The following is a 10,016-nucleotide window of genomic DNA, read 5'->3' on the forward strand; positions in this document are numbered from 1 at the left end:
TCGGAAGAATCGTGGACAACCTGATTGCGCTGCTGATCGCGGCGCCCCTGCTCGGAGCGGCCGTCCTCCTGGTCGGCGGCCGGCGACTCGACGCCGTCGGCCACTGGCTCGGCACCCTGCTCGCGGCCGTCTCCTTCGTGATCGGCCTGGTCCTCTTCGCCGACCTGCTCGGCAAGCACGCCGAGAACCGGACCATGACCCAGCACCTGTTCAGCTGGATCCCGGTGGCCGGCTTCCAGGCCGACGTCACCTTCCGGCTCGACCAGCTGTCGATGACGTTCGTGCTGCTGATCACCGGCGTCGGCTCACTGATCCACCTGTACTCGGTCGGGTACATGGAGCACGACGAGCGGCGCCGCCGCTTCTTCGGCTACCTCAACCTGTTCCTCGCGGCGATGCTGCTGCTCGTCCTCGCCGACAACTACCTGCTGCTGTACGTCGGCTGGGAGGGCGTCGGTCTCGCCTCCTACCTGCTGATCGGCTTCTGGCAGCACAAGCCCAGCGCGGCCACCGCCGCCAAGAAGGCCTTCCTGGTCAACCGCGTCGGCGACATGGGCCTGTCGATCGCGATCATGCTGATGTTCACCACGTTCGGGACCTTCGCCTTCGGCCCCGTCTTCAGCCATGTGGGCGGTACCGGCGAGGGCAAGCTCACCGCGATCGGCCTGATGCTGCTGCTGGCGGCCTGCGGCAAGTCCGCCCAGGTGCCGCTGCAGTCCTGGCTCGGGGACGCGATGGAGGGCCCGACCCCGGTCTCCGCCCTCATCCACGCCGCCACCATGGTGACCGCGGGCGTCTACCTCATCGTCCGCTCCGGCGCGATCTTCAACGCCGCGCCCGACGCGCAGCTCGCCGTCACCGTGGTCGGCGCGGTCACGCTGCTCTTCGGTGCGATCGTCGGTTGTGCGAAGGACGACATCAAGAAGGCGCTGGCCGGCTCGACCATGTCGCAGATCGGCTACATGGTGCTGGCCGCGGGCCTCGGCCCCATCGGCTACGTCTTCGCGATCATGCACCTGGTGACGCACGGCTTCTTCAAGGCCGGGCTGTTCCTCGGCGCCGGTTCCGTCATGCACGGCATGAACGACGAGGTCGACATGCGCAAGTACGGCGGCCTCCGGAAGTACATGCCGGTCACGTTCATCACCTTCGGCCTCGGCTACCTCGCCATCATCGGCTTCCCGGGGCTGTCCGGCTTCTTCTCCAAGGACAAGATCATCGAGGCGGCCTTCGCCAAGGGCGGCACCGAGGGCTGGATCCTCGGCGGCGCGGCCCTGCTGGGCGCGGCCATCACGGCGTACTACATGACGCGCGTGATGCTGATGACGTTCTTCGGCGAAGAACGCTGGCGCAACCGGCCCACCGCCTCCCCGGCCGAACCCAGCGTGGAGCCGGCGGCCGAGGAGCGCGGCGCACACGCTGAGCCGCACCCGCACGAGTCGCCGAAGGTCATGACGATCCCCATGATCGTGCTGGCCGTGGGGTCCGTCTTCGGCGGCGCGTTCTTCAGCATCGGCGACCGCTTCCTGAACTGGCTGGAGCCGGTCACCGGGCACAGCGAGGGCAACTCGCCGGTCAGTGCCCTGACGGTCACCGGCGCGACCATGGTGTGCCTGGTCGTCGGCGTCGCCATCGCCTACGCGCAGTACGGCCGCAGGCCGGTCCCGGCCGTGGCCCCGCGCGGGTCGCTGCTCACCCGCGCAGCCCGGCGCGACCTGCTCCAGGACGACTTCAACCACGTCGTCCTGGTCCGCGGCGGCGAGCACCTCACCCGCTCCCTGGTGTACGTCGACCACACCCTGGTCGACGGCGTCGTCAACGGCACGGCGGCCTCGATGGGCGGCCTGTCCGGGAGGTTGCGCCGGCTGCAGAACGGCTTCGCGCGCTCCTACGCGGTCTCGATGTTCGGCGGTGCGGCGCTCCTGGTCGCCGCGACCCTGCTGATGAGGGCGGTCTGATACCGATGTCCTTTCCTCTGCTGACAGCGACGGCGGTGCTCCCGGCCCTCGGGGCGGTCGCCACGGCCGCCGTGCCGGCCGCCCGGCGCACCGCCGCCAAGTGGCTGGCGCTCGTCGCCTCGCTCGCCACGTTCGTCCTGGCCATCGCCGTCCTGGTGCGCTTCGATCCGGACGGAGCCCGCTACCAGCTCACCGAGTCCCACGCCTGGATCTCGGCCTTCGGGGTCAGATACGAACTCGGTGTGGACGGCATCGGGGTGGCGCTGGTCGCGCTCACCGCCCTGCTGATCCCGTTCGTGATCCTCGCGGGCTGGCACGACGCCGACCCGCTGGAGACCGGCAGCCGCCGCTGGCGGCCGACGCAGGGCTTCTTCGCCCTGATCCTGGCCGTCGAGGCGATGGTGATCATCTCCTTCGAGGCCACGGACGTCTTCCTCTTCTACATCTTCTTCGAAGCCATGCTGATCCCGCTGTACTTCCTCATCGGCGGCTTCGGGGACCGTGCTCACGAGCACGGCGAGGAGACGGCCGCCACGCAGCGGTCGTACGCGGCGGTGAAGTTCCTGCTCTACAACCTGGCCGGCGGTCTGATCATGCTGGCCGCGGTGATCGGCCTGTATGTGGTCGCGGGGAACTTCTCGCTCGCCGAGATCGCGCAGGCCCGTGCCAACGGCTCCCTGCACATGGCCACCAGCACCGAACGCTGGCTGTTCCTCGGCTTCTTCTTCGCCTTCGCGGTGAAGGCGCCGCTGTGGCCGCTGCACACCTGGCTGCCCAACGCCATGGGGGAGGCCACCGCCCCGGTCGCCGTCCTCATCACGGCGGTCGTGGACAAGGTGGGCACCTTCGCGATGCTCCGCTTCTGCCTCCAGCTGTTCCCGGAGGCCAGCAAGTGGGCCACGCCCGTCATCCTGGTCCTGGCCCTGATCAGCATCCTGTACGGGGCGCTGCTCGCGGTGGGCCAGCGGGACATCAAGCGCCTGGTGGCCTACGCGTCGATCTCGCACTTCGGCTTCATCATCATGGGCATCTTCGCGATGACCAGCCAGGGCCAGTCCGGCGCGACGCTCTACATGGTCAACCACGGCATCTCGACGGCCGCTCTGCTGCTGGTCGCCGGGTTCCTGATCTCCCGGCGCGGCTCGCGGCTCATCGCCGACTACGGCGGCGTCCAGAAGGTCGCTCCGGTGCTCGCCGGAACCTTCCTGATCGGCGGCCTGGCGACGCTCTCGCTGCCGGGGCTCGCGCCCTTCGTCAGTGAGTTCCTGGTCCTGGTCGGCACCTTCACGCGGCATCCGGCGATCGGCATCATCGCCACCTTCGGCATCGTGCTCGCCGCGCTGTACACCCTCGTCCTGTACCAGCGGACGATGACCGGCCCGGTGAAGCCGCAGGTCTCGGCGATGCCCGACCTGCGGGTGCGGGAGCTGGTGGTCGTGGCCCCGCTGATCGTGTTGCTGATCTTCCTGGGCGTCTATCCGAAGCCCGTCGCGGACATCGTCAACCCTGCGGTGAAGCAGACCATGTCCGACGTACACCAGACCGATCCCAAGCCCGAGGTGGAGGCGGCCAAGTGAGCGCAGCAGTCGTCCACAGCCTGTGGACAACCGCGGCCGACCCGATCTCGAAGATCGGCGCGCCGAAGATCGAATACGGCCAGTTGTCGCCGACCCTGATCGTCGTGGGCGCGGCGGTCGTCGGGGTGCTCATCGAGGCGTTCATCCCGCGCAGGTCCCGTTACTACGCACAGGTGTTCGTGTCCGTCGTCGCGCTCGCCGCCGCGTTCGCCGCGGTCGTCGCGCTCGCGGCGGACGGCTACGGCACGACCAAGGCGCACATCGCGGCGATGGGCGCCATCGCTGTCGACGGCCCCTCGCTCTTCCTGCAGGGCACGATCCTGCTGGCCGGCCTGGTCGGCCTGTTCACCTTCGCCGAACGCCGCCTGGACCCGGCGGCGCACGGCAACCGCGTCGACTCCTTCGCCGCGCAGGCCTCGGCCGTGCCGGGCAGCGACGCCGAGAAAGCGGCGGTGAAGGCAGGTTTCACCACGACCGAGGTCTTCCCGCTGCTGCTCTTCGCGGTCGCCGGCATGCTGATCTTCCCCTCGGCCAACGACCTGCTGACGCTGTTCGTGGCCCTGGAGGTCTTCTCCCTGCCGCTGTACCTGCTGTGCGCGCTGGCCCGCCGCAAGCGGCTGATGTCGCAGGAGGCCGCGGTCAAGTACTTCCTGCTCGGTGCGTTCGCCTCGGCGTTCACCCTGTTCGGCATCGCCCTGCTGTACGGGTACGCGGGCTCGGTGTCGTACGCCACGATCGCGCAGGTCGTCGAGGGGAACGTGCCGAACGTCGACCCGGCGCTGGCCAACACCATGGGCAACGACGCGCTGCTGCTGGTCGGCGCCGCGATGGTCGTCATGGGCCTGCTGTTCAAGGTGGGCGCGATCCCGTTCCACATGTGGACGCCGGACGTCTACCAGGGCGCCCCGACCCCGGTCACCGGGTTCATGGCGGCCGCGACCAAGGTGGCGGCGTTCGGGGCGCTGCTGCGGCTGCTCTACGTGGTGCTGCCGGGGATGCGCTGGGACTGGCGGCCGGTCATGTGGGGCGTGGCGATCCTGACCATGCTGGGCGGTGCGATCGTCGCGATCACGCAGACCGACATCAAGCGGCTGCTGGCCTACTCGTCGATCGCCCACGCGGGCTTCATCCTCGCGGGTGTCATCGCCACCTCGAAGGACGGCGTGTCCTCCGTCCTGTTCTACCTGGCCGCGTACTCCTTCGTGACGATCGGCGCGTTCGCCGTGGTGACGCTGGTGCGCGACGCGGGCGGCGAGGCGACGCACCTGTCGAAGTGGGCCGGTCTCGGCCGGCGCTCGCCGCTGGTGGCGGCCGTGTTCGCGGTGTTCCTGCTGGCCTTCGCGGGCATCCCGCTGACCTCCGGGTTCGCCGGGAAGTTCGCCGTGTTCAAGGCGGCGGCGGAGGGCGGCGCGGTACCGCTGGTCGTGATCGGTGTGATCTCGTCGGCGGTCGCGGCCTTCTTCTACATCCGCGTGATCGTGCTGATGTTCTTCAGCGAGCCGCGGCCGGAGGGCCCGACGGTGGCGGTGCCGTCGCCGCTGACGATGACCGCGATCGGCGTGGGTGTAGCGGTCACCGTGGTCCTGGGCGTGGCCCCGCAGTACTTCCTGGACCTGGCGAACCAGGCCGGGGTGTTCGTGCGCTGAGGCGCCCCGCTCCTCACCGGCCGACTGCCCGGCGCCTCCGCGAGAGGTGCCGGGCAGTGGTGTGTGCGAGGTCGCAGATCCACAGGGCCCGGAACGGGCCGCCGGCCTGTGGACAACTCCGAGGCTGTCGGCGCCGCCCCCTATCGTGGAGGCAGTGGTCGAGGGACGACGTACGGGGGACGAGACGATGGGCGGGACAGGTGGTGTCACCGAGATGCCAGTGACGGACAGCGAGACGCTGGCCACGCTGCACCGTGTCTTCGGATACGAGGCCTTCCGGGGTGAGCAGGAAGCGGTCATCGAGCATGTGGTGGCGGGCGGCGACGCCGTCGTCCTCATGCCCACCGGCGGCGGCAAGTCGCTGTGCTACCAGATCCCGGCCCTGGTCAGACCCGGTACGGGCATCGTGGTCTCGCCACTGATCGCGCTGATGCAGGACCAGGTGGACGCCCTGCGGGCGCTGGGCGTGCGCGCCGGCTTCATCAACTCCACCCAGGACTTCGACGAGCGGCGCGTGGTGGAGGCGGAGTTCCTGGCGGGCGAGCTGGACCTGCTCTACCTGGCACCGGAGCGCCTGCGTCTGGACACCACGCTGGGCCTGCTGTCCCGAGGCAAGATCTCCGTCTTCGCCATCGACGAGGCGCACTGCGTCTCCCAGTGGGGCCACGACTTCCGCCCGGACTACCTGATGCTGTCGGTGCTGGGCGAGCGCTGGCCGGACGTGCCGCGGATCGCGCTCACGGCGACCGCCACCCACGCCACCCACCAGGAGATCACCCAGCGGCTGAACATGCCGCAGGCCCGGCACTTCGTGGCGAGCTTCGACCGGCCCAACATCCAGTACCGGATCGTGCCCAAGGTCGATCCGAAGAAGCAGCTGCTGGCCTTCCTGCGCCAGGAGCACGCGGGCGACGCCGGGATCGTGTACTGCCTCTCGCGCAACTCGGTGGAGAGGACGGCGGAGTTCCTCTCGCACAACGGCATCGAGGCGGTGCCCTACCACGCGGGCCTGGACGCGGGCACCCGCGCGGCCCACCAGTCCCGCTTCCTGCGCGAGGACGGCCTGGTGGTGGTCGCCACGATCGCCTTCGGCATGGGCATCGACAAGCCGGACGTCCGGTTCGTCGCCCACCTGGACCTGCCCAAGTCGGTCGAGGGCTACTACCAGGAGACGGGCCGCGCGGGCCGGGACGGCCTGCCGTCGACCGCCTGGATGGCCTACGGCCTGAACGACGTCGTACAGCAGCGCAAGCTGATCCAATCAGGAGAGGGCGACGAGGCGTTCCGCCGCCGGGCCGCCGCGCATCTGGACTCGATGCTCGCGCTGTGCGAGACGGCGCAGTGCCGCCGCGGCCAGCTGCTCGCCTACTTCGGCCAGGAGCCGGACCCGGCCGGCTGCGGCAACTGCGACACCTGCCTGACCCCGCCCGAGACCTGGGACGGCACGATCGCCGCTCAGAAGGTGCTGTCCACGGTGGTGAGGCTGCAGCGGGAGCGGCGGCAGAAGTTCGGCGCGGGACAGATCATCGACATCCTGCTCGGCAAGCGCACCGGCCGGGTGATCCAGTTCGACCACGACCAGCTGTCCGTGTTCGGTATCGGTGAGGAGCTGACCGAGGGCGAATGGCGAGGTGTCGTACGGCAGTTGCTTGCGCAGGGGCTGCTCGCGGTCGAGGGCGAGTACGGCACGCTGGCGCTGACGGACGCGAGCGCGGCGGTGCTGCGGCGCGAGCGTGAGGTACCGCTGCGCAAGGAGCCGAAGCGGCCTGCGGCCTCGCGGTCGGGCTCCTCGTCCTCGGCGTCCTCGGGCCGGGGCAGGAGCAAGGCCGCCGTGGCCGAACTGCCCGAGGAGCTGCTGCCCGCCTTCGAGGCCCTGCGCTCCTGGCGCGCCGAGCAGGCCCGTGAGCAGGGCGTTCCCGCGTACGTCATCTTCCACGACGCCACACTGCGTGAGATCGTCGCGCTCTGGCCCACGTCGGTGGCCCAGTTGGGCACGGTCGGCGGAGTCGGCGAGAAGAAGCTGGCGACATACGGGGAGGGCGTCCTCGGGGTGCTGGAGTCACTGGGTGGACCGTCGGCCACCGGGGCCGGCGGCCCGGGCGAACAGGACGCGGCGGAGGAGGGGCCCGGCCCGGCCACGGACACGGACTGGGACACCGAGCCCGAGCCGGACGACTGGATATGACCGGAGCCGGGCGGCCGTACAGGGGACGACGCGGCACAGTACGGCTGGACCCGGCCAACACAGGATGACTGCGCCCAAGTCACTGGGTGTGGGGGCCCGGCTCACGGCGTACGCGAGGTGTACGCCCTGACGTCCGAGTCCGTCGTGGCCGTGACGCGGGCCCCGCGGGGCGGGGCACCGGCCACGTGAGCCAGTGGGTCGGAGGCGTCTGCCGAGACCAGGGCAAGCGCGACCTTGACGCTGCACGGCCGTGTCCGTGTCGGTCAGGGCGGCGGCGGGCGAACCGGTCGGGGAGGGAGTTCTGCCGGGGCGCGGTCGCCACCGGGCCGAAGGGGGGCTCGGCTCAGCGCAGCGCCGTCAGGCCGGGAGCGAAGGTGATCAGGAGCGGCAGCAGCGGGACCAGGGCCGCCGCCGTCGTCGTCAGGGCCCTGCGCCTGCGGTCCAGCCGGGGCGGGGGCTCCAGGAGGCGGTCCACCCGCTCACCGAGCAGACGGTGGCTGGAGGCGCAGGAGAGGACTCCCCGGTGCTGGTTGAGCTCGATCAGTGCCAGGGCGGTGGTGAGGTGGCCGTGACGGCGGGAGGCGGTGTCGTCGGCGGCCAGTTCGACCAGGCGGTGGGTCTGGTCGCAGAAGTGCGTGAACAGGGGGACCCGCGGAAAGCCCGTCGCCAGCGCGGTCGACAGGTGCAGCAGCCAGTCGTGGTGGGCGCGGGCGTGCCCGCGTTCGTGGGCGAGGACGGCGTCGAGCTGATGGCCGGTCAGGCGGTGCAGTGCGCCGGTGGTGACGACGAGCTGGGGCGGATGACCCGGCATCCACCAGGCGTCGGGATACTCGTCCTCCAGCACCAGCATGGGGCCGCGGGCCGGGGGAAGCCCGGCGGGCAGATCGGGTGCGCGCTCCCGCAGGTGCGCACGGGCCTGGCCACGACGGCGGCGGGCCTCGGCGACCTCGCGGCCGAGCATCGCGGTGGTCCAGGCGGCCCCGCACGCCAGCAGCAGGGTCAGCGCCGTGGCCCAGACCGGCGCGGTCGAGAGGTCGTACGCGGCGGTCACCGAGGGCGGGGCGGGCGCGAACACCCGGTCGCGGACGGTGTGGAAGACGGCCGCGGTGCCCAGGACCAGACCGGCCAGGCAGCACAGGAGGGCGGTGGCGACCAGGCACTGCCAGACCCACAGCGCGACGACCGGTTCCCGTTCGGGCCACCCCGCCCTGGTCAGCGCGCGGGGGACCGGCACGGCGGCCGTCAACGCGACGGCGCCCAGCAGGAGCAGGCAGACGGTCATGCCACGGACCCCGGATCCTGATCGGAGGTGTGCGGGTGTCGGGTCGTGCGGTGCGGTGGTGCTGTGGTGCTCGGCGGTGGTGCTGCGCGGCGGCCGACGTGCGGCGCGCGCACGGTCTGCCGCCAGTATGACGGCGGTGGGCGGCGTGAGTCAGGGCCTGACCGCAACCAATCCCCGCCGCACCCACCACGTCACGGTGCGCACACCCTCCCGCGCACGGCGGCGGGCGCGCATCACCGCGGGCACCGCCGTGCGTAGGGAGTCAGGCGCCGGTCAGCTCGCCACGATCCGCCCTGTGACCTCGCCCAGCCCCACCCGTACGCCGGCCGCGCCCGGGGCCCAGGCCGACAGCGTCACCACGTCCCCGTCCTCCAGGAACGTCCGCTTGCCGTCCGGGAGTTCGAGCGGCTCGCGGCCGTTCCAGGTGAGCTCCAGGAGCGAGCCGCGCTGCGCGGGCTCCGGTCCGCTCACGGTGCCCGAGCCGTACAGGTCGCCGGTGCGCAGAGACGCACCGTTGACCGTCATGTGCGCCAGCTGCTGGGCGGCCGTCCAGTACATGGTGGAGAAGGGCGGCTCGGACACCACGTGGCCGTTGATCGCGACGGAGATCCGCAGGTCGTAGCCGCCGGGCTCCTCCCCGGAGTCGTCCAGGTAGGGAAGCAGCGGGTGGGTGCGCTCCGGAGGGGCCACCCGCGCCCACTCCAGCGCGTCCAGCGGCGTGATCCACGCCGACACCGAGGTGGCGAACGACTTGCCGAGGAACGGGCCGAGCGGGACGTACTCCCAGGCCTGGATGTCGCGCGCCGACCAGTCGTTGAGCAGGCACAGCCCGAAGACGTGCTCCCGGAAGTTCTCCAGCGCCACCGGCTGCCCGAGCCTCGACGGCACGCCCACCACGAAGCCGACCTCGGCCTCGATGTCCAGCCGGACGGAGGGCCCGATGACCGGGGCGGGATCGCCGGGGGCCTTCCGCTGGCCCGAGGGGCGTACGACGTCCGTGCCCGACACGACGACCGTGCCCGAGCGGCCGTGGTAGCCGATCGGCAGGTGTTTCCAGTTGGGGGTCAGCGAGTCCTCGGCGTCCGGCCGGAAGATCTGCCCCACGTTCCGCGCGTGGTTCTCGGAGGCGTAGAAGTCGACGTAGTCGGCGACCTCGAAGGGCAGATGCAGGGTCACCGAGGACAGCGGGTGCAGGAACGGCGCGACGGCCTCCTGGTGGGACGGCACCGTCACCCACGCCGTCAGCGCGCGCCGCACGTCCGACCAGGCGGTGCGGCCGGCGGCGAGCAGCGGGTTCAGGGTGGGCCGCGCGAGCAGGGCCGCGTACGGCGAACCGAGCGCCACCGCGGCCGCGCCCGCGTCGAGGAC

The 10,016-nt window shown here is 71.1% G+C and carries 6 protein-coding genes; 4 read left to right on the top strand and 2 right to left on the bottom strand.

Going from position 1 to position 10,016, the window contains the following annotated elements; genetic code table 11:
• Positions 1-11: 11 nt before the first annotated feature.
• From nuoL to recQ, 4 genes are all read left to right on the top strand, one after another.
• Positions 12-1,958: an NADH-quinone oxidoreductase subunit L gene (nuoL, locus tag BZY54_RS09840; RefSeq protein WP_086724592.1), complete on the top strand. Its 1,947-nt coding sequence runs from the start codon at positions 12-14 to the stop codon at positions 1,956-1,958.
• A gap of 5 nt (positions 1,959-1,963) precedes the next feature.
• On the top strand, positions 1,964-3,535 hold the full coding sequence (locus BZY54_RS09845) for an NADH-quinone oxidoreductase subunit M (RefSeq protein WP_086724594.1): 1,572 nt from the start codon (positions 1,964-1,966) through the stop codon (positions 3,533-3,535).
• Positions 3,532-5,181 (top strand): NADH-quinone oxidoreductase subunit NuoN, encoded by a 1,650-nt coding sequence (nuoN, locus tag BZY54_RS09850; RefSeq protein WP_086724596.1) that lies wholly within the window; start codon positions 3,532-3,534, stop codon positions 5,179-5,181. Before BZY54_RS09845 ends, nuoN begins: the two co-directional genes overlap by 4 nt.
• A 187-nt stretch (positions 5,182-5,368) precedes the next feature.
• Positions 5,369-7,366 carry a DNA helicase RecQ gene (gene recQ / locus BZY54_RS09855; RefSeq protein ID WP_086724598.1) on the top strand — a complete coding sequence of 666 codons (1,998 nt, stop codon included), beginning with the start codon at positions 5,369-5,371 and terminating at the stop codon, positions 7,364-7,366.
• A 343-nt stretch (positions 7,367-7,709) separates the two neighbouring features.
• Here the strand turns inward: recQ and BZY54_RS09860 are convergent, their stop codons facing one another.
• A complete protein-coding gene (locus BZY54_RS09860; protein ID WP_086724600.1) occupies positions 7,710-8,648 on the bottom strand; it encodes a M56 family metallopeptidase in 939 nt (312 codons plus the stop codon).
• Positions 8,649-8,921: 273 nt separating this feature from the next.
• Positions 8,922-10,016 (bottom strand): fumarylacetoacetase (gene fahA / locus BZY54_RS09865; protein ID WP_086724602.1); only part of this gene is annotated, 1,095 nt, incomplete at its 5' end.

This window comes from Streptomyces carpinensis (assembly GCF_002154505.1).
In the GTDB taxonomy this organism is placed as follows: domain Bacteria; phylum Actinomycetota; class Actinomycetes; order Streptomycetales; family Streptomycetaceae; genus Streptomyces; species Streptomyces carpinensis.

Coding starts and splice junctions, on each gene's coding strand:
- BZY54_RS09845 (WP_086724594.1), top strand. CDS start 1,964: ATGTCCTTTCCTCTGCTGACAGCGACGGCGGTGCTCCCGGCCCTCGGG.
- BZY54_RS09860 (WP_086724600.1), bottom strand. CDS start 8,648: ATGACCGTCTGCCTGCTCCTGCTGGGCGCCGTCGCGTTGACGGCCGCC.
- recQ (WP_086724598.1), top strand. CDS start 5,369: ATGGGCGGGACAGGTGGTGTCACCGAGATGCCAGTGACGGACAGCGAG.